The 19,236-nt window shown below is 53.8% G+C and carries 18 protein-coding genes; 14 read left to right on the top strand and 4 right to left on the bottom strand.

From position 1 onward, the window contains the following. The first annotated feature begins 3 nt into the window (after positions 1–3). The 5 genes from ubiI to ABU190_RS21865 all read left to right on the top strand — a co-directional run bounded on the left by ubiI (position 4) and on the right by ABU190_RS21865 (position 6,949). A complete protein-coding gene (gene ubiI / locus ABU190_RS21885) occupies positions 4–1,206 on the top strand; it encodes an FAD-dependent 2-octaprenylphenol hydroxylase (protein ID WP_354692394.1) in 1,203 nt (400 codons plus the stop codon). A 421-nt stretch (positions 1,207–1,627) separates the two neighbouring features. Continuing rightward, entirely contained in the window at positions 1,628–2,722 is a 1,095-nt protein-coding gene (gene gcvT, locus ABU190_RS21880) for a glycine cleavage system aminomethyltransferase GcvT (RefSeq protein ID WP_071196003.1), read from the top strand. Positions 2,723–2,747: 25 nt separating this feature from the next. Then, positions 2,748–3,137, top strand: coding sequence for a glycine cleavage system protein GcvH (gcvH, locus tag ABU190_RS21875; RefSeq protein ID WP_039077981.1), 390 nt, complete (start codon positions 2,748–2,750; stop codon positions 3,135–3,137). Positions 3,138–3,261: 124 nt separating this feature from the next. Further along, positions 3,262–6,135, top strand: coding sequence for an aminomethyl-transferring glycine dehydrogenase (gene gcvP, locus ABU190_RS21870; protein WP_354692393.1), 2,874 nt, complete (start codon positions 3,262–3,264; stop codon positions 6,133–6,135). Between the two features lie 70 nt (positions 6,136–6,205). Beyond that, entirely contained in the window at positions 6,206–6,949 is a 744-nt protein-coding gene (locus ABU190_RS21865) for an SDR family oxidoreductase (RefSeq protein ID WP_354692392.1), read from the top strand. A 65-nt stretch (positions 6,950–7,014) separates the two neighbouring features. Here ABU190_RS21865 and ABU190_RS21860 read toward each other — a convergent pair whose 3' ends face one another. Next, positions 7,015–8,448: a 6-phospho-beta-glucosidase gene (locus ABU190_RS21860; RefSeq protein ID WP_354692391.1), complete on the bottom strand. Its 1,434-nt coding sequence runs from the start codon at positions 8,446–8,448 to the stop codon at positions 7,015–7,017. 122 nt (positions 8,449–8,570) lie between these two features. After that, a complete protein-coding gene (locus ABU190_RS21855; protein ID WP_039077977.1) occupies positions 8,571–9,299 on the bottom strand; it encodes a MurR/RpiR family transcriptional regulator in 729 nt (242 codons plus the stop codon). 52 nt (positions 9,300–9,351) lie between these two features. Here ABU190_RS21855 and yqfB point away from each other — a divergent pair, with 52 nt between their 5' ends. Continuing rightward, entirely contained in the window at positions 9,352–9,663 is a 312-nt protein-coding gene (yqfB, locus tag ABU190_RS21850) for a N(4)-acetylcytidine aminohydrolase (protein ID WP_354692390.1), read from the top strand. Positions 9,664–9,825: 162 nt separating this feature from the next. Then, positions 9,826–10,485 carry a hemolysin III family protein gene (locus tag ABU190_RS21845; protein ID WP_354692389.1) on the top strand — a complete coding sequence of 220 codons (660 nt, stop codon included), beginning with the start codon at positions 9,826–9,828 and terminating at the stop codon, positions 10,483–10,485. Between the two features lie 128 nt (positions 10,486–10,613). Here the strand turns inward: ABU190_RS21845 and ygfZ are convergent, their stop codons facing one another. Next, on the bottom strand, positions 10,614–11,597 hold the full coding sequence (ygfZ, locus tag ABU190_RS21840) for a tRNA-modifying protein YgfZ (RefSeq protein ID WP_071196007.1): 984 nt from the start codon (positions 11,595–11,597) through the stop codon (positions 10,614–10,616). Positions 11,598–11,846: 249 nt separating this feature from the next. Between ygfZ and sdhE the strand changes: the two genes are divergently transcribed. Further along, a complete protein-coding gene (gene sdhE, locus ABU190_RS21835) occupies positions 11,847–12,113 on the top strand; it encodes an FAD assembly factor SdhE (protein WP_039077973.1) in 267 nt (88 codons plus the stop codon). Next, positions 12,094–12,510, top strand: a complete 417-nt coding sequence (locus ABU190_RS21830; protein WP_039077972.1) for a protein YgfX — start codon at positions 12,094–12,096, stop codon at positions 12,508–12,510. The genes sdhE and ABU190_RS21830 overlap by 20 nt, the downstream gene beginning before the upstream one ends. A 2-nt stretch (positions 12,511–12,512) precedes the next feature. Here the strand turns inward: ABU190_RS21830 and fldB are convergent, their stop codons facing one another. Beyond that, positions 12,513–13,034, bottom strand: coding sequence for a flavodoxin FldB (gene fldB / locus ABU190_RS21825; RefSeq protein WP_296420033.1), 522 nt, complete (start codon positions 13,032–13,034; stop codon positions 12,513–12,515). A gap of 101 nt (positions 13,035–13,135) precedes the next feature. Here fldB and xerD point away from each other — a divergent pair, with 101 nt between their 5' ends. From xerD to lysS, 5 genes are all read left to right on the top strand, one after another. Next, complete coding sequence (xerD, locus tag ABU190_RS21820; RefSeq protein WP_039077970.1) at positions 13,136–14,032, top strand: site-specific tyrosine recombinase XerD; 897 nt, start codon at positions 13,136–13,138, stop codon at positions 14,030–14,032. 24 nt (positions 14,033–14,056) lie between these two features. Next, on the top strand, positions 14,057–14,770 hold the full coding sequence (gene dsbC, locus ABU190_RS21815) for a bifunctional protein-disulfide isomerase/oxidoreductase DsbC (RefSeq protein ID WP_354692388.1): 714 nt from the start codon (positions 14,057–14,059) through the stop codon (positions 14,768–14,770). Between the two features lie 5 nt (positions 14,771–14,775). Further along, the gene (gene recJ / locus ABU190_RS21810) at positions 14,776–16,509 is read left to right on the top strand and encodes a single-stranded-DNA-specific exonuclease RecJ (RefSeq protein WP_354692387.1); all 1,734 of its coding nucleotides are present in this window, start codon (positions 14,776–14,778) and stop codon (positions 16,507–16,509) included. 91 nt (positions 16,510–16,600) lie between these two features. Further along, positions 16,601–17,699, top strand: a protein-coding gene (gene prfB / locus ABU190_RS21805; RefSeq protein ID WP_103245268.1) for a peptide chain release factor 2 whose coding sequence is annotated in 2 segments (ribosomal slippage) — positions 16,601–16,675 and positions 16,677–17,699 — 1,098 coding nt in all. Because the reading frame shifts where the segments join, the coding sequence is not laid out codon by codon here. A gap of 9 nt (positions 17,700–17,708) precedes the next feature. Then, the gene (gene lysS / locus ABU190_RS21800) at positions 17,709–19,226 is read left to right on the top strand and encodes a lysine--tRNA ligase (RefSeq protein WP_039077966.1); all 1,518 of its coding nucleotides are present in this window, start codon (positions 17,709–17,711) and stop codon (positions 19,224–19,226) included. The last annotated feature ends 10 nt before the right edge of the window (positions 19,227–19,236 follow it).

Raw genomic sequence — 19,236 nt, 5'->3', positions numbered from 1 at the left:
TTTGTGCAAAATGTTGATGTGGCAATTGTAGGTGGCGGCATGGTGGGACTGGCGCTGGCCTGTGGATTACAGGGCAGTGGCCTGCGAGTGGCGGTGCTGGAACAGCATGCGCCCATCCCCCTGAAAGAGGATGCCCCTGCACAACTGCGTGTCTCGGCGATCAACGCCGCCAGCGAAAAACTGCTGACGCGCCTGGGCGTCTGGTCATCGATTATTGCCCATAGCGCCAGCTGTTATCACGGCATGGAAGTATGGGATAAAGACAGCTTTGGCCGCATTGCCTTTGACGATCAGAGTATGGGTTACAGCCATCTCGGTCATATTATTGAAAACAGTGTCATTCATCAGGCGTTGTGGAACAAAGCCCGGCAGTGTTCGGATGTGTCAATCCTGGCACCAGCGGAACTGCAACAGGTGGCCTGGGGTGAGAACGAAGCGTTTCTTACCCTCAAAGATGGCAATATGTTAACCGCCCGGCTGGTCGTCGGGGCCGATGGTGCTAACTCATGGTTACGCAATAAAGCCGATATTCCGCTGACCTTCTGGGACTATAACCATCATGCGCTGGTGGCGACCATCCGTACCGATGAGCCGCATCAGGCTATTGCGCGGCAGGTTTTCCACGATGAAAGCATCCTCGCGTTTCTGCCGCTGGCCGACCCGCACTTGTGTTCAATCGTCTGGTCGCTGCCGCCTGAGCTGGCTGCACAAATGCAGCAGGCAGACGAAGAGGCCTTCAACCAGGCGCTGTGCGTCGCGTTTGATAATCGCCTGGGGTTGTGTCACGTGGAAAGCGAGCGGCAGGTCTACCCGCTGACCGGACGCTACGCGCGTCATTTTGCCGGGCATCGTCTGGCATTGATGGGCGATGCGGCGCACACCATCCATCCTCTTGCCGGGCAGGGCGTTAACCTGGGCTTCATGGACGCGGCAGAACTGGTGAGCGAACTCAAGCGGCTGCACGCTCAGGGCAAAGATATTGGTCAGCACATGTATCTGCGCCGCTACGAACGCAGCCGTAAACACAGTGCCGCGCTGATGCTGGCCGGGATGCAGGGTTTCCGGGAATTGTTTTCCGGCACTAACCCGGCGAAAAAACTGTTCCGGGATATTGGCCTGAAACTGGCGGACAGATTGCCTGGGGTAAAACCACAGTTGTTGCGTCAGGCGATGGGACTGAATGACCTCCCTCAGTGGTTGCGTTAACTGCGTCACACTTTCCCTTCCCCCTGGCGGGAAGGGAAACCTTGCCTCATTTGAAAAATTCTAATTTCACGCCATTTTTCAGATTAGTTTTTCTCATCCCTCGTTTTTTTGCTGTCGGGAAAATTATCTCTTTTGTGGTGGTAAATATCGCTATTTGCGATACCCGCTATGCGAGAGTGATTCTTTATGCGCCATTTCACGCTTAATCCTGGTGTAATATTTTGTTGGGGTTTTTGTGAAAAATGGTCATAAGCTAATGTGATGACCCATTTTCTCTTATGGTTAAGTGCCGCTTTCGGTGATAAGTTCAGGCGAAAGTGAACGTTTGCGTCGGCGACCGGGATCGGTGTCGACGTCTTGTCATGCGATGATTTTTTCACCGCTGAAAACGTGAAAGCCCCGCTTATTCGACGAGGAAAAGATGGCCCAGCAGACTCCTTTGTATGAACAACACACGCTGTGCGGCGCACGCATGGTGGATTTCCATGGCTGGATGATGCCGCTGCATTACGGCTCGCAAATCGATGAGCACCACGCGGTGCGTACCGATGCGGGCATGTTCGATGTATCGCACATGACGATTGTCGATTTGCGTGGCAGTCGAACCCGGGAATTCTTGCGCTACCTGCTGGCAAATGACGTAGCGAAACTCACCAAACCCGGCAAGGCGCTATATTCCGGCATGCTCAATGCGTCGGGCGGTGTCATTGATGACCTCATCGTCTACTACTTCACCGAAGACTTCTTCCGCCTCGTTGTAAACTCCGCCACGCGCGAAAAAGACCTCTCCTGGATTACCCAACACGCTGAACCTTTCGCCATTGATATCACCGTCCGTGACGATTTGTCGTTGATTGCTGTTCAGGGGCCAAACGCGCAGGCTAAAGCCGCGACCCTGTTCACTGACGAGCAGCGTCAGGCGGTAGAAGGAATGAAGCCGTTCTTTGGCGTTGAGGCCGGCGATCTGTTTATCGCGACCACCGGCTATACCGGCGAAGCGGGTTATGAAATCGCGCTGCCGAACGAACAGGCAGCCGATTTCTGGCAGAAGCTGGTGCAGGCGGGCGTTAAGCCTTGTGGCCTGGGCGCGCGCGACACTTTACGCCTTGAAGCGGGCATGAACTTGTACGGTCAGGAGATGGACGAGGGCGTTTCGCCGCTCGCCGCCAATATGGGCTGGACCATTGCCTGGGAACCGGCGGACCGTGATTTTATCGGTCGCGAAGCGCTCGAATTACAGCGCGAGAAAGGCACCGAACAACTGGTCGGTCTGATCATGACCGAGAAAGGCGTGCTGCGTAACGAATTGCCGGTGCGGTTCACAGATACCCACGGTAACGCGCAAGAAGGCGTGATCACCAGCGGTACGTTCTCGCCGACGCTGGGCTACAGTATTGCACTGGCGCGTGTGCCAGCGGGCATTGGCGACACGGCAATCGTTCAGATCCGTAATCGTGAAATGCCGGTAAAAGTGACGAAACCTATTTTTGTACGCGCTGGCAAAGCCGTCGCGTGATTCATTCTTATTTGGAGATTTAGTGATGAGCAACGTACCTGCAGAACTGAAATACAGCAAAGAACACGAGTGGCTGCGTAAAGAAGCGGATGGCACGTACACCGTCGGTATCACTGAACATGCTCAGGAACTGCTGGGTGACATGGTGTTTGTTGATCTGCCCGAAGTGGGCGCAACCGTTGCCGCAGGTGATGATTGCGCCGTCGCGGAATCCGTGAAAGCGGCTTCCGATATTTATGCGCCGATCAGCGGCGAAATCGTTGCTGTTAACGAGGCACTGGGCGATGCGCCGGAGCAGGTCAACAGCGAGCCGTACGGCGAAGGCTGGATTTTCAAAATCAAAGCCAGTGATGAATCGGAAGTTGCTGCGTTGCTGGATGCGACCGCTTACGAAGCCTTACTCGAAGACGAATAACGGTTTTCTCCCTCTCCCTCACAGGGAGAGGAGCGGGGTGAGGGAATATTCGCGCTTTCGCCCCAACCTCTTCCTGACGAAGAGGCAATTTTAAAATCACCGCACGTTTCAGGAACCATCGCTCATGACACAGACTTTAAGCCAGCTTGAAAACCGTGGCGCTTTCATTGAACGTCACATTGGGCCGGATGCTCAGCAACAGCAGGAGATGCTGAAAACGGTTGGCGCGGATTCGTTAAACGCACTGATTGCCCAGATCGTGCCGAAAGATATCCAGCTTGCCACGCCGCCGCAGGTGGGTGAAGCCACGACCGAATACGCCGCACTGGCGGAGCTGAAAGCGATTGCTGGTCGCAACAAGCGCTTTAAGTCTTACATTGGCATGGGTTATACCGCCGTGCAATTACCGCCGGTTATTCTGCGTAACATGCTCGAAAACCCAGGCTGGTACACTGCCTATACGCCGTATCAGCCGGAGGTGTCACAAGGGCGCCTTGAAGCCTTACTGAATTTCCAGCAGGTGACGCTCGACCTGACTGGTCTCGACATGGCCTCGGCTTCTCTGCTGGATGAAGCTACCGCCGCTGCCGAAGCAATGGCGATGGCAAAGCGCGTCAGCAAACTGAAAAATGCCAACCGTTTCTTTGTTGCCGACGATATTCATCCGCAAACGCTCGATGTGGTGCGCACCCGTGCCGAAACCTTTGGTTTTGACGTCATTGTGGATGATGCCAGCAAGGTGCTGGATCATCAGGATGTGTTTGGCGTGCTGTTGCAGCAGGTGGGCACGACCGGCGAAGTGCATGACTACAGCGCACTGATTACCGAGCTGAAAGCCCGTAAAATTGTGGTCAGCGTAGCCGCCGATTTTATGGCGCTGGTGTTGTTGACCGCGCCGGGCAAACAAGGGGCAGACATTGTCTTCGGTTCTGCGCAGCGCTTCGGTGTGCCGATGGGCTACGGTGGCCCGCATGCGGCATTCTTTGCCGCAAAAGATGAATTCAAACGCTCAATGCCGGGACGTATCATCGGTGTCTCCAAAGACGCGGCGGGCAATACCGCACTGCGTATGGCGATGCAGACCCGCGAGCAGCATATCCGTCGCGAAAAAGCGAACTCCAACATCTGTACTTCGCAGGTACTGCTGGCCAACATCGCCAGCCTGTACGCGGTGTATCACGGTCCGGTTGGTCTGAAACGTATTGCGAGCCGTATCCATCGTCTGGCCGATATTCTGGCGGCCGGCCTGCAGCAAAAAGGGCTTAAGCTGCGTCACGCGCACTACTTTGACACGCTATGTGTGGAAGTGGCCGACAAAGCCGCCGTGCTGGCGCGTGCGCAAGCGGCTGAAATCAACCTTCGCAGCGACATTCTTAATGCCGTGGGTATCACGCTCGATGAAACCACCACCCGTGAAGATGTGCAGAAACTTTTTGCCGTGATGCTGGGCGATGCGCACGGACTGGACATTGACGTGCTGGATAAAGACGTGGCGCTCGACAGCCGCTCTGTGCCTGCCGCCATGCTGCGTGATGATGCGATCCTGAGCCACCCGGTCTTTAATCGCTATCACAGCGAAACCGAGATGATGCGTTACATGCACTCTCTGGAGCGCAAAGATCTGGCGCTCAATCAGGCGATGATCCCACTGGGATCTTGCACCATGAAGCTGAACGCCGCAGCGGAAATGATTCCGATCACCTGGCCTGAATTCGCCGAACTGCATCCGTTCTGCCCGGCTGAACAAGCCGAAGGCTACCACCACATGATCAACCAGCTTTCCGACTGGCTGGTGAAACTGACGGGTTACGATGCCCTTTGTATGCAGCCGAACTCTGGCGCGCAGGGGGAATATGCGGGCCTGTTGGCGATTCGTCACTACCATGAGAGCCGCAACGAAGGCCATCGCGATATCTGCCTGATCCCAAGCTCTGCACACGGTACCAACCCGGCATCCGCACAGATGGCAGGTATGCAGGTGGTGGTTGTGGCCTGTGATAAAAACGGCAACATCGATCTGGCCGATCTGCGCGCGAAAGCAGGACAACACGCGGCAAATCTCTCTTGCATCATGGTGACCTACCCGTCCACCCACGGCGTCTATGAAGAGACTATCCGTGAAGTGTGCGAAATTGTGCATCAATTTGGCGGGCAGGTTTATCTCGACGGCGCGAACATGAATGCTCAGGTGGGGATTACCTCTCCGGGCTTTATCGGTGCGGATGTGTCGCATCTCAACCTGCATAAAACCTTCTGTATTCCGCACGGCGGTGGCGGTCCGGGTATGGGGCCGATTGGCGTGAAAGCGCATCTGGCACCTTTCGTACCGGGCCACAGCGTGGTGCAGATTGAAGGCATGCTGACCCGTCAGGGCGCGGTATCCGCCGCCCCGTTTGGTAGCGCGTCGATTCTGCCAATTAGCTGGATGTACATTCGTATGATGGGCGCCGAAGGGCTGAAACAGGCAAGCCAGGTGGCGATTCTGAATGCCAACTACATTGCCAGCCGTCTGAAAGAGGCATTCCCGGTTTTGTATACGGGGCGCGATGGTCGCGTGGCGCATGAATGTATTCTCGACATTCGCCCGCTGAAAGAAGAGACCGGTATCAGTGAACTGGATATTGCGAAACGCCTGATTGACTACGGTTTCCATGCGCCGACCATGTCTTTCCCGGTTGCGGGTACCCTGATGGTTGAGCCGACGGAGTCAGAAAGCAAAGCGGAACTGGATCGCTTTATTGACGCGATGCTGGCCATTCGTGGCGAGATCAACCGCGTAAAAGCAGGCGAATGGCCGCTTGCCGATAACCCGCTGGTGAATGCGCCACATACGCAGAACGAGCTGGTGGCGGAGTGGCATCACGGTTATACCCGTGAGCAGGCTGTCTTCCCGGCGGGTGTAGCGAACAAGTACTGGCCGACGGTAAAACGTCTTGATGACGTTTACGGCGACCGCAACCTGTTCTGCTCTTGCGTGCCGATGAGCGAATACCAGTAATTAGCGCTACGCTTCTACAGGCCGGGTGAACGTTCGCGTTACCCGGCCTTTTTATTGGGAGGAATACAGATTGGCAATTGCACTGGTCACTGGCGGTAGCCGGGGAATAGGAAAAGCGACAGCGCTGCTGCTGGGCGCAGAAGGGTACACGGTCGCGGTCAATTATCAGCACAATGCGCAGGCCGCGCAGTCAGTGGTTGAAACCATTATCGCGGCGGGCGGAAAAGCGTTCGCGGTTCAGGCGGATATTGGCGAAGAAGAGCAGGTCACCGCGATGTTCGCGCGTATTGATGAGGAGGATGAACCGCTGACCGCGCTGGTGAATAACGCCGGGATCCTGTTTACCCAAAGCCGCGTGGAAGCGATGACGGCGGAGCGCATCAACCAGGTTCTGCGGACTAACGTGACGGGCACCTTTCTCTGCTGTCGGGAGGCCATTAAACGTATGGCGCTGCCGCACGGCGGAAAAGGCGGTGCGATAGTGAATGTCTCTTCGGCCGGGGCGCGTCTGGGTTCGCCAGGTGAATATGTTGATTATGCCGCGTCAAAAGGGGCGATGGATACGCTTACCACGGGCTTGTCGGTGGAAGTCGCGGCGCAGGGTATTCGGGTTAACAGCGTTCGACCGGGCTTTATCTATACGGAAATGCATGCCTCTGGTGGTGAACCCGGGCGGGTCGATCGGGTGAAGTCGATGCTGCCGATGCAGCGTGGCGGTCAGCCGGAAGAGGTGGCGCAGGCGATAGTCTGGCTATTGAGCGATAAGGCATCCTACGTGACGGGAAGCTTTATCGAACTGGCGGGTGGGAAATAAGCGACTCCCCCTCTGCCCGGCCCTTCTCCCCGATGGGGAGAAGGGCAGGATGAACAGTATACCGGTTAGATATTCTCGCCGTTGCTGGCGATCACTTCCTTATACCAGTTAAAACTCTTCTTACGGGAACGGGACATGTCGCCAGTGCCGTCATCATGCTTGTTCACATAGATAAAGCCGTAACGTTTGCTGTACTGGCCGGTGGTGAAAGAGACGCAGTCGATACAGCCCCACGGGGTGTAACCCATCAGGTCAACACCATCATATGTGACCGCCTCAACCATCTCTTTAACGTGAGCACGCAGATAATCGATACGATAATCGTCGATAATACTGCCATCTTCTTCTACTTTATCGTACGCGCCAAAGCCATTTTCAACAATAAACAACGGCTTCTGATAACGCTCATACAGTTCGCACAGCGCATAACGCAGACCTACCGGGTCAATCTGCCAGCCCCAGTCGGACGCTTTTACGTGCGGGTTCGGTACGCTGCCCTGGAAGCCGGAAATGGCATCACCGGTGCCGCCTTCGGCTTTTACCGCATTGGTCATGTAGTAGCTAAAGCCGAGGTAATCACAGGTCCCTTCACGCAGAACCTGCTCGTCGCCCGCCTCCATTTTGATGTTGAAACCACGACGTTCCCATTCGTTCAACACGTAAGACGGGTAGTAACCACGCAACTGAACATCAGTAAAGACATAGCGCTCACGCATGGATTCCTGTGCAAACATCACATCTTCTGGCTTACAGGAGAACGGATACAGCGGCACCATGGCCAGCATGCAGCCGATTTTCATTTCCGGATTGATGCGGTGACCTATTTTCACCGCCAGCGCGCTGGCCACGAACTGATGGTGCAAGACCTGATACATGGTCTCTTCCGGGTTTTCATGATCGGTATAGACCACACCGGAGCAGCAGTAGCCGAACAGTGGCGCGCGCCAGTTACGCTGGTTGTTGATTTCGTTGAAGGTCATCCAGTATTTAACCTTCGCTTTGTAGCGCTCAAACACCACTTCGGCGAAGCGGACAAAGAAATCCACGACCTTACGGTTGGTCCAGCCGCCGTACTCCTGCACCAGGTGCAGCGGCATTTCGAAGTGAGACAGGGTAATTACCGGTTCGATGTTATATTTGAGCAGTTCATCAAACATATCATCATAGAATTTCAGGCCTTCTTCGTTAGGCTGCAGTTCGTCACCTTTCGGGAAGATGCGTGTCCAGGCGATAGACGTACGGAAGCATTTGAAGCCCATTTCGGCGAAGAGTTTGATGTCTTCTTTGTAGTGGCCGTAAAAATCGACCGCTTCATGGTTCGGGTAGTATTTCCCTTCGATGACCTGCCGGGTGATTTCGCGTGGAACGCCGTGCGCGCCACCGGTGAGCACGTCACAAATGCTTGGGCCTTTTCCGCCCTGATTCCAGCCGCCTTCAACCTGATGTGCGGCAACGGCGCCGCCCCATAAAAAGTCTTTCGGTAAGGTCAATTTTTTCATCGTTGCTACTCTCGCCCTGGTAATAAAATCTGCGCTCGAGTCTAGCAAAGGGAATAAAAATGTCACGATATAACAAATTACCATTATGGTGATTTGTTACACTAATAAAACAATATGTTTTTTTATGCTATTTTCTTCGCCAGTTTCCGACCAAGTGATTCCAGAATATAGATCACCGGTATTTGCGTCGTAATATCATAAACACCGGCAATGCGTGTTTGCGGGACATGCCAGGAAAGATTGAAATCCGCCAGTTTTGCCAGGCGCGAATGCTCATGGCTGGTGATGGTCAGGACTTTGCAGTGATGGAGGCTGAACTGGCTGGCGAAACGCAGGATCTCCTCGGTTTCCCCGGAGACAGACAACACGATAGCCAGTGCATTTCTGGCCATGTCATTTGTGACCGGAAAATAAGGGTCATCGATATGATTACTGAATTTTCCGACATTCGAAAAGAAGCGTGCGCCATATTTTGCCAGAGCACCGGATGTGCCTGCACCAACAAAAATAATACGCTCCGACGATAAAATAATGTCGACCGCTTTATCTAATAACGTGTCGAATTCGTCGTTATTCACACTTTTAAAAAAGCTGATAATTTCGCTGGCGCCAAAATTAGCCTGCTGGGGTTCGTTTTGCTCTAAATATAATTTAAAGCGGACGCGAAATTCTGAATAACCTTCACATTGCAGTTTGCGGCAGAAACGCAGCACCGTGGTGGTTGAGACTCCAGCGCCGTCGGCCAGTTCGCGGATGGTCATATACATCACTTTGTCACGATTTTTGACGACATAGTTGTAGACCATCATCTCAAGATTGTTGAGACTGGCGATAGCGGCGTGGGAGAACATACTCACTGTGTCAACGACTCACTTATCAGATTTATCATCAGGGAATAATAACATGCAGCCGAACGACATCACTTTTTTTCAGCGCTTTCAGAACGACATTCTGGCAGGCCGCAAAACAATTACTATCCGCGATGAAAGTGAATCGCACTTTCGCGTCGGGGATATCTTGCGCGTGGGACGTTATGAGGATGACGGCTATTTTTGCACCATCAAGGTGATTGGTACCTCAACGACCACCCTTGACAACCTGACAGAAGAACATGCGCAGCAGGAGAACATGTCCCTGTCTGAGCTCAAAAATGTCATTGCCGATATCTACCCCGGACAGAACCAGTTTTATGTGATTGATTTCAAGGTTCTTTAGAAAAACAGTAACGCCTGTTAGTTTAAATTCTTATATAACTAATTGATATTTATCTGTTCATATAAATATCATGATTTATTTAAGCGAACAGGTGTGCACTGGAATCATTCTCAGTTACTCTATAGGCGCGACGTTTTATTTTGAGTTCTCCCGGAGTTAACTATGGTGGATAGACCATTAATCGCACAGGGATATACGCTGGCTGAGGAAATAGCCAACAGCATCAGCCATGGCATCGGGCTGGTGTTTGGTATTGTTGGACTGGTGCTTCTGCTGGTGCAGGCCGTTGAGAGTAATGCCGGCACGCTGGCGATCACCAGCTACAGTCTTTATGGCGGCAGCATGATTCTGCTGTTTCTCGCCTCCACGCTTTATCACGCTATACCGCATCAGCGGGCAAAAGTGTGGCTTAAGAAATTCGACCACTGCGCGATCTATCTATTGATTGCCGGAACCTATACACCTTTTCTGCTGGTGGGACTGGATTCGCCGCTGGCACGGGGATTGATGGTTGTTATCTGGGGCCTGGCACTACTGGGGATCCTGTTCAAGTTGACCATTGCCCACCGTTTCAAAGTGCTGTCACTGGTGACCTACCTCACCATGGGTTGGCTGTCGCTGATTGTGGTTTACCAACTGGCGACCAAACTATCGATTGGCGGGGTGACGTTACTGGCCGCGGGTGGGGTGGTTTACTCGCTGGGCGTGATATTTTACGTTTGTAAGCGTATTCCTTATAACCACGCTATCTGGCACGGCTTCGTGCTGGGCGGCAGCATATGTCACTTCCTGGCGATTTATCTATACGTCGGACAGGCTTAAAAGCTGAAGCGTTAGCCGAAAATTCCCCGGCGATATGGTGCTTGCCGGGGCTACGGATTACTGTGGTTTAGCAGCCAGTTCAGATGCGTAGCATCGCCTCAGGGGAGCGCAGCAGGCGCTCCTGTCCGTTACTCTTCTTCCAGCGAATAAGGCAGCGGCTCGATAGCCAGAGTGTTCGCATCATCACGCACGCGAAACACGCTGTCTGGCTCCATATCGTTGTTCATCACAACCTGCACCAGCAGTTTGCCGTCATCCAGTTGCGCGGCAGCCAGCACTGTACCGGTACGACGCCAGTTTTCACCCATTTTCAGTTCCAGATCTTCACCGGCTTCCGGCACCCGGCTGGCTTTCCCCGCCAGATACCACAGTGCGCGTTTATTCGCGCCACGGAATTTCGCGCGGGCAACCATCTCCTGGCCGGTGTAGCACCCTTTCTTGAAGCTGATACCGCCCAGTGCCTGAATATTTGTGGCCTGGGGAATAAATTGCGCGCTGTTAACGGTGTCAATGACCGGGAGGCCCGCTTCGATATTGAGCGCCAGCCACTGCTGGCTGTTGTTAAGTTGTGCTTCGCCACGCAGGGCTTCTGTCACTTTTTCTGCGGTGGCGACGTCGGTCACAAGTAAAAAACGTTCTGCCGGATGGGCAAACCAGAGAAGGGTAGTTTCACCCTCATGCACAAGCTGTTTGTCTGCATCCGGCAGGGCCGAAAACAGATTGGCCAGCGCGGCGCGAGCCTGGAACCCCGCGACACCCAGCAGGACATGTTCGTTGTCTGCTTCGATAGTGACTTTGGAGAACACGGCGTACTTTTTCAATTCTTTAAGCTGAGACTCCGCAACGCTGCGGCGTAAAATCCAGCTAAAACCCTCAGCGGTGCGGAACAGACGCAGGTTGCTCCACATTTTGCCTTTTGCATCGCAGTGCGCAGCCAGCAGATGTTGATCGTCAGTCAGTTTCGCCACATCGGCTGTAACCTGGCCTTGCAGGTATTTCTCACTGTCTGCGCCCTTGATAGTCGCCAGTGACCAGTCATCGAGAGTCATAAGCGTCAGCGGCAGTCGCGCTGATGCGGTCGGCTGGCGCGGAGGAAACGGAGTAAAAGCCATAGTATTGTCCTGATTAGCCTGATGCGTATTTTCACCTAATGGTAAAAGAGCCGTTGCCCAATGCAAGCGATAAAAACAGGCGATTTGTGCCTTATAAAGAGTATGGGAAAAAGCACGCAAAATGGCTGTAATGGTTGCAATGCATGGGATTTATTCTGGAAGTCTCCTCGTAAACATAAATATTCCGCCGATGGATGATTAAAAACACGTTACAATGGCAACCCATCGTGGCTATGCAGGTTTCAGAACATGGATATTAACAACAAAGCCCGTATTCATTGGGCATGTCGGCGCGGAATGCGTGAGCTGGATATTTCCATCATGCCTTTCTTTGAACATGAATATGACTCGCTGAGTGATGATGACAAACGTGTGTTTGTGCGTCTTCTGCAGAGCGATGACCCGGATTTATTTAACTGGCTGATGAATCACGGCAAACCTCAGGACGAGGCGTTGCAGCGAATGATCCAGTTAATTCAGACACGGAATCGGGAACGTGGTCCTGTGGCAATCTGATATACGCGTCTCATGGCGCTCACAGTGGCTCTCACTTTTACTCCATGGCTTGATGGCGGCTTTCGTGTTGCTGTTACCCTGGCCATTGAGCTATACGCCGCTTTGGTTACTGCTTTTGTCACTGGTGGTGTTCGACAGCGTACGGAGTCAGCGCCGCATTAATGCCTGTCAGGGAGAGATCAAACTGCTGATGGATGCACGTTTGCGCTGGCAAGGCGTGGAGTGGGAAATCGTCGGAACACCGTGGATGCTGAATATTGGCATGATTCTGCGTTTGCGTCGGGAAAAAGATGGTCGCCGACAGCATCTGTGGTTGGCCGCAGATAGCATGGATGCGCAAGAGTGGCGTGATTTACGCCGACTGATTTCGCAACAATCGGCGCAGCGTCAGCACTAAGCTCAGGCGAATTGTCCGGCCATTTCTACCAGAATCTGTTCGCACCAGTTCTGGATCCGTTCATCGCTCAGGTCATATTGATTGGTTTCGTCCAGCGCCAGACCCACAAACAACTGTCCATCGGCAATGATCGGTTTGGTGCTGGTGAATTCGTAGCCTTCTGTTGGCCAGTAACCAATGAATTTTACTCCGCGCGGAGCCAGCTTATCGTGCAGCATTCCGAGCGCGTCGAGGAACCACTCGCCGTAGCCGAGCTGGTCGCCCATACCGTACAGTGCGACGATTTTTCCGTCGAGATTGAGTGTGTCGAGCTGATCCCAGATGGCTTCCCAGTCTTCCTGCAATTCACCAAAGTCCCAGGTGGGAATGCCAAGAATCAGAGCGTCGTACTGCTCCATTAATACGGGGGCGTCGTCTTTCAGGTTGTGTAACGTCACCAGTTCCGGGCCAATGATATCGCGGATTTTTTCTGCCGCCATTTCGGTGTAACAGGTACTGGAACCATAAAACAGGCCGATGTTCATAACGTAAACGTCTCAATTCCGGATGTGTCTTTGCGAGCAGTGTACCAGAATCACACCGCAATCAGGCATAATGCAACGATTCGAAGCAAGGAGGAGCACAGGTGGAACAAGATTTCGCGCGTATCGAACAATTTCTTGATGCCCTCTGGCTGGAGCGAAACCTGGCGGAAAATACTCTCAGTGCATATCGCCGTGATTTGCAGGGTCTTGTGGAATGGCTACATCATCAGGGGCTGTCGCTGGAAAGCGCACAGGCGGATGATTTACAAAACCTGCTGGCGCAAAGGATGGACGGCGGCTACAAGGCAACCAGCTCAGCACGTTTGCTCAGCGCGATGCGCCGTTTCTTCCAGCATCTGTACCGGGAGAAGTTTCGTCAGGACGATCCCAGCGCATTACTTGCTTCGCCAAAACTGCCACAACGTCTTCCGAAAGATCTCAGTGAAGCGCAGGTTGAGCGGCTATTAGCGTCGCCGGCCATTGACCAGCCGCTGGAGTTACGCGATAAAGCGATGTTGGAAGTGCTTTATGCTACCGGGCTTCGCGTCTCGGAGCTGGTAGGGCTGACGATGAGCGACATCAGCTTGCGCCAGGGGGTTGTGCGCGTCATCGGTAAAGGAAATAAAGAGCGCCTGGTTCCGCTGGGGGAAGAGGCGGTGTACTGGGTAGAAAACTATCTGGAACATGGGCGCCCCTGGCTGTTGAATGGCGTCTCAATCGATGTGCTTTTCCCGAGCCAGCGTGCTCAGCAGATGACACGGCAAACATTCTGGCATCGCATCAAACATTATGCGCAACTGGCGGGTATCGACAGCGAAAAACTCTCGCCGCACGTTTTGCGTCATGCGTTTGCTACCCATTTACTGAATCACGGTGCAGACTTACGTGTGGTCCAGATGTTGCTTGGCCACAGCGATCTCTCCACGACCCAGATTTATACGCATGTCGCGACGGAGCGGCTGCGACAGCTTCATCAGCAACATCACCCGCGGGCGTGATCGTTGTTTTTTAAAGGATACGTTATGAAAAAAGGTTTTATCATGTTCACCCTGCTGGCGGCGGCGCTGACCAGTACCGCGCATGCGGACGATGCCGCTATCAAGCAATCGCTGGCAAAATTGGGTGTACAGAGTTCCGATATTCAGCCTGCGCCAGTTGCCGGAATGAAAACCGTGCTGACCAATAGCGGCGTGCTGTATGTCACCGATGACGGCAAACACATCATTCAGGGGCCGATGTACGACGTCAGCGGCGCCCAGCCGGTGAATGTCACCAACCAGTTGCTGACAGCGCATCTCAACGCACTGGAAAAAGAGATGATTGTCTATAAAGCGCCGCAGGAAAAGCATGTGATAACCGTCTTCACGGACATCACCTGCGGTTACTGCCACAAACTGCATGAAGAGATGGCAGACTACAACGCGCTGGGTATCACCGTGCGTTATCTGGCCTTCCCGCGCCAGGGGCTGCAGAGTCAGGCCGAGCAGGATATGAAAGCTATCTGGTGTGCGAAAGACCGTAATAAAGCCTTTGACGATGCGATGGGCGGTAAGGGTGTTAAGCCAGCCAGTTGCGATCTTGATATCGCCGATCACTATGCGCTCGGCGTGCAGTTTGGCGTGAACGGTACGCCAGCCATTGTGTTAAACGATGGCTACCTTGTGCCGGGATATCAGGGGCCGAAAGAGATGAAAGCCTTCCTCGACGAACATCAAAAACAGACTGGCGGTAAGTAATTCACGTGAAAGCCGAAATTCGACTTCGCCGCCGCGAGGCAAACGACGCGGCGGATTTACCTGCCGATCTTCCCCCTCTTCTGCGCCGCCTTTATGCCAGCCGCGGTGTGTGTAGCGCGGCGGATCTGGAGCGCGGGGTGAAAGGCATGCTGCCCTGGCAGCGGCTGCATGGCATCGATAAAGCGGTAGAGATCCTCTATAACGCTTTACGCGAGGGGTTGCGTATTGTGGTTGTCGGTGATTTTGATGCCGACGGCGCAACCAGTACCGCGCTGAGCGTGCTGGCCTTACGTGCGCTGGGCGGCACTAATATCGCCTATCTGGTGCCGAACCGTTTTGAAGACGGCTACGGGTTAAGCCCGGAAGTAGTGGATCAGGCTCACGCGCGTGGCGCGCAACTGATCCTGACCGTGGACAACGGTATTTCGTCACATGCCGGGGTTGAACGGGCACATGCGCTGGGCATTCCGGTGGTGGTCACCGACCACCATCTTCCGGGCGAAACGTTGCCGAATGCGGAAGCCATCATTAACCCTAACCTGCGTGAATGCGATTTTCCGTCGAAGTCGCTGGCGGGGGTGGGTGTGGCCTTCTATCTGATGCTGGCACTGCGAACTTTTTTACGCGACAAAGGCTGGTTTGATGAGCGCGGGCTGGCTATCCCTAATCTGGCGGAATTGCTCGATTTAGTGGCCCTGGGCACCGTTGCCGATGTCGTACCTCTGGATGCCAATAACCGCATTCTGACCTGGCAGGGCTTAAGCCGCATTCGTGCCGGAAAGTGCCGTCCTGGCATAAAAGCGCTCCTGGAAGTTGCCAACCGCGATGCACAAAAACTGGCGGCCAGCGATTTAGGTTTTGCGCTTGGCCCACGTCTGAATGCCGCAGGTCGTCTGGACGATATGTCCGTTGGCGTAGCGCTATTGCTCAGTGACAACCTTGGCGAAGCTCGGGTGCTGGCCAGCGAACTTGATGCGCTAAACCAGACGCGCAAAGAGATTGAGCAGGGCATGCAGGCAGAGGCGTTGACGCTGTGTGAGAAGCTGGAACGTAGCCGCGATACCCTGCCGGGCGGTCTTGCTATGTATCATCCCGAATGGCACCAGGGGGTAGTGGGGATTCTGGCGTCGCGCATTAAAGAGCGTTTCCACCGTCCGGTTATCGCGTTTGCGCCTGCCGGGGATGGCACTTTAAAAGGCTCAGGACGCTCAATCCAGGGCCTTCACATGCGCGATGCGCTGGAGCGTCTGGATACGCTCTACCCAGGGTTGATGCTCAAATTCGGCGGCCATGCCATGGCGGCGGGGCTGTCGCTTGAGGAAGCTCGCTTCGAGGAGTTCCAGCGCTACTTTGGCGAGCTGGTCACCGAGTGGCTGGATCCGGCACTGTTGCAAGGTGAAATCGTTTCTGATGGCCTGTTAAAACCTGATGAAATGACCCTCGATACAGCCGAAATGTTGCGCGATGCCGGTCCCTGGGGGCAGATGTTCCCGGAACCGCTGTTTGATGGCGAATTTCGACTTCTGCAACAGCGGCTGGTGGGGGAGCGCCATCTGAAAGTAATGGTCGAACCGCTCGGCGGCGGCCCGCTGCTCGACGGTATCGCTTTTAATGTCGACACCACCTGCTGGCCTGATAACGGCGTGCGCGTCGTCAATATCGCTTATAAACTGGATGTGAATGAGTTTCGCGGCAATCGCAGCGTGCAATTAATCATTGATCACCTGTGGCCAATTTAACGCCAGTATTCTCTACTAATAAGGGCTGAAATCCGGTAAAATTCCGCCCTTATGACCGCATTTTGACAAGTCCATCTAAAGAAATCAGACCATGTTTGAAATTAACCCGGTAAAAAATCGCATTCAGGACCTCACGGAGCGCTCCGACGTTCTTAGGGGGTATCTTTGACTATGACGCCAAGAAAGAGCGTCTGGAAGAAGTAAACGCCGAGCTGGAACAGCCGGATGTCTGGAACGAACCTGATCGCGCACAGGCGCTGGGTAAAGAACGTTCCTCCCTCGAAGCCATTGTTGAAACGCTCGACCAAATGAGTCAGGGGCTGGAAGATGTTTCCGGTCTGCTGGAGCTGGCTGTCGAAGCCGATGACGAAGAGACCTTCAACGAAGCTGTCGCTGAACTCGATACGCTGGAAGAGAAGCTGGCACAGCTTGAATTCCGCCGTATGTTCTCTGGTGAATACGACAACGCCGATTGCTACCTGGATATTCAGGCCGGTTCCGGCGGCACCGAGGCGCAGGACTGGGCGAGCATGCTGGAGCGCATGTATCTGCGCTGGGCAGAAGCGCGCGGCTTTAAGACCGAAATCATCGAAGAATCCGAAGGTGAAGTGGCGGGTATCAAATCCGTTACCATCAAGATTTCCGGTGATTACGCCTATGGCTGGCTGCGTACCGAAACCGGCGTGCACCGCCTGGTGCGTAAGAGCCCGTTCGATTCCGGTGGCCGTCGCCACACCTCATTCAGCTCTGCGTTCGTGTACCCGGAAGTGGATGACGATATTGATATCGAAATCAACCCGGCGGATCTGCGTATCGACGTTTATCGCGCATCCGGCGCGGGTGGTCAGCACGTTAACCGTACGGAATCTGCGGTACGTATTACCCACATTCCGACCAACACGGTAACCCAGTGCCAGAACGACCGTTCACAGCATAAGAACAAAGACCAGGCCATGAAGCAGATGAAAGCGAAGCTTTATGAACTGGAAATGCAGAAGAAGAACGCTGAGAAACAGGCGATGGAAGACAACAAGTCCGACATCGGTTGGGGTAGCCAGATCCGTTCGTATGTCCTTGATGATTCTCGCATCAAAGACCTGCGCACTGGAGTTGAAACCCGTAACACGCAGGCGGTGCTGGATGGCAGCCTGGATCAATTTATCGAAGCAAGTTTGAAAGCAGGGTTATGAGGAACCAACATGTCTGAACAACAAGCACAGGGCGCTGACGCGGCAGTCGATCTTAATAATGAACTGAAAACTCGCCGCGAAAAGCTGGCATTGCTGCGTGAACAAGGCGTGCCGTTCCCGAACGATTTTCGTCGTGACCACACCTCAGACCTTCTGCACGCTGACTTCGATGCAAAAGAAAACGAAGAGCTGGAAGCGCTGAACATTGAAGTGGCTGTCGCTGGCCGTATGATGACCCGCCGCATTATGGGTAAAGCGTCTTTCGTCACCCTGCAGGATGTGGGGGGCCGTATTCAGCTTTATGTTGCCCGTGACGATCTGCCGGAAGGCGTTTACAACGAGCAGTTCAAAAAATGGGACTTGGGCGATATCCTGGGCGCGAAAGGTAAGCTGTTCAAAACCAAGACTGGCGAGCTGTCCATTCACTGTACTGAGCTGCGTCTGTTGACCAAAGCCCTGCGCCCGTTGCCGGACAAATTCCACGGCCTGCAGGATCAGGAAGCCCGCTATCGTCAGCGTTATCTGGATCTGATCTCTAACGAAGATTCCCGTAACACATTCAAAGTGCGTTCCAAAATTATGGCCGGCATTCGCCAGTTCATGGTGAATCGCGACTTTATGGAAGTGGAAACCCCAATGATGCAGGTGATTCCTGGCGGTGCGTCTGCACGTCCATTTATCACCCATCACAATGCGCTGGACCTGGACATGTACCTGCGTATCGCGCCGGAACTGTATCTGAAACGTCTGGTGGTTGGCGGCTTCGATCGCGTGTTCGAAATCAACCGTAACTTCCGTAACGAAGGTATCTCTGTTCGCCACAACCCTGAGTTCACCATGATGGAACTCTACATGGCGTACGCGGATTACAAAGATCTGATCGAACTGACTGAATCCCTGTTCCGTACGCTCGCGCAGGATATTCTGGGTAAAACCGAAGTGCCTTATGGCGATGAAGTGTTCGATTTCGGCAAGCCGTTCGAAAAACTGACCATGCGCGAAGCAATTCAGAAATACCGCCCGGAAACGAATATGGCGGATCTGGATAACTTCGACTCAGCGAAAGCCATCGCAGAAAGCATTGGCATCAAAGTTGAGAAGAGCTGGGGCCTGGGCCGCATCGTGACCGAGATCTTCGAAGAAGTGGCCGAAGCACATCTGATTCAGCCGACCTTCATCACCGAATATCCGGCTGAGGTGTCTCCGCTGGCGCGCCGTAATGACGTGAACCCGGAAATCACTGACCGCTTCGAGTTCTTTATCGGTGGTCGTGAAATCGGTAACGGCTTTAGCGAGCTGAACGATGCTGAAGATCAGGCGCAACGTTTCCAGGATCAGGTTAACGCCAAAGATGCAGGCGATGACGAAGCGATGTTCTATGACGAAGACTATGTGACCGCGCTGGAACACGGTCTGCCGCCGACTGCGGGTCTGGGCATTGGTATCGACCGTATGGTTATGCTGTTTACCAACAGTCACACCATTCGCGACGTGATCCTGTTCCCGGCGATGCGTCCGGTAAAATAAGTCGCTAAGA

It is taken from the genome of Phytobacter sp. RSE-02, assembly GCF_040578655.1.
GTDB classification, from domain to species: Bacteria; Pseudomonadota; Gammaproteobacteria; order Enterobacterales; family Enterobacteriaceae; genus Phytobacter; species Phytobacter diazotrophicus.
The sequence above is the reverse complement of the archived record's forward strand: the minus strand, read 5'-3'. Positions and strand labels throughout refer to the sequence as shown.

Excerpts from the sequence above, each read along its gene's own strand:
- gcvT (WP_071196003.1), top strand. The coding sequence starts at position 1,628 with ATGGCCCAGCAGACTCCTTTGTATGAACAACACACGCTGTGCGGCGCA.
- gcvH (WP_039077981.1), top strand. The coding sequence starts at position 2,748 with ATGAGCAACGTACCTGCAGAACTGAAATACAGCAAAGAACACGAGTGG.
- gcvP (WP_354692393.1), top strand. The coding sequence starts at position 3,262 with ATGACACAGACTTTAAGCCAGCTTGAAAACCGTGGCGCTTTCATTGAA.
- ABU190_RS21860 (WP_354692391.1), bottom strand. The coding sequence starts at position 8,448 with ATGAAAAAATTGACCTTACCGAAAGACTTTTTATGGGGCGGCGCCGTT.
- ABU190_RS21855 (WP_039077977.1), bottom strand. The coding sequence starts at position 9,299 with ATGTTCTCCCACGCCGCTATCGCCAGTCTCAACAATCTTGAGATGATG.
- yqfB (WP_354692390.1), top strand. The coding sequence starts at position 9,352 with ATGCAGCCGAACGACATCACTTTTTTTCAGCGCTTTCAGAACGACATT.
- ABU190_RS21845 (WP_354692389.1), top strand. The coding sequence starts at position 9,826 with ATGGTGGATAGACCATTAATCGCACAGGGATATACGCTGGCTGAGGAA.
- ygfZ (WP_071196007.1), bottom strand. The coding sequence starts at position 11,597 with ATGGCTTTTACTCCGTTTCCTCCGCGCCAGCCGACCGCATCAGCGCGA.
- sdhE (WP_039077973.1), top strand. The coding sequence starts at position 11,847 with ATGGATATTAACAACAAAGCCCGTATTCATTGGGCATGTCGGCGCGGA.
- fldB (WP_296420033.1), bottom strand. The coding sequence starts at position 13,034 with ATGAACATCGGCCTGTTTTATGGTTCCAGTACCTGTTACACCGAAATG.
- dsbC (WP_354692388.1), top strand. The coding sequence starts at position 14,057 with ATGAAAAAAGGTTTTATCATGTTCACCCTGCTGGCGGCGGCGCTGACC.
- lysS (WP_039077966.1), top strand. The coding sequence starts at position 17,709 with ATGTCTGAACAACAAGCACAGGGCGCTGACGCGGCAGTCGATCTTAAT.